The 212-nt window shown below is 49.1% G+C and carries 1 protein-coding gene; it reads left to right on the forward strand.

All coding sequences use genetic code 11. The features are described 5' to 3' along the window. Positions 1-212 (forward strand): hypothetical protein (locus HJV72_RS19450; RefSeq protein ID WP_208073525.1); only part of this gene is annotated, 212 nt, incomplete at both ends.

The raw sequence follows: 212 nt of genomic DNA on the forward strand, positions 1-212 counted from the left end.
GTGTTCCCTTCTTACGGAAGAGCATGGGCACAGGTTTCCAATACTCCGTTCCGTAAATACAAATGCCGTTCTTATGAAGGAGGTATTTCTACCCGTCTCATCGTGTCGTGGAAAAGCAATCTGAAGAATAAGAAAGGTGAATGGTGCCGTGTTCCCGGTTATCTGCCGGACATTATGCCGACCATCCTGGAAGCAACAGGAGCCGCCTATCC

The organism is Extibacter sp. GGCC_0201 (assembly GCF_017566055.1).
In the GTDB taxonomy this organism is placed as follows: Bacteria; Bacillota; Clostridia; order Lachnospirales; family Lachnospiraceae; genus Extibacter.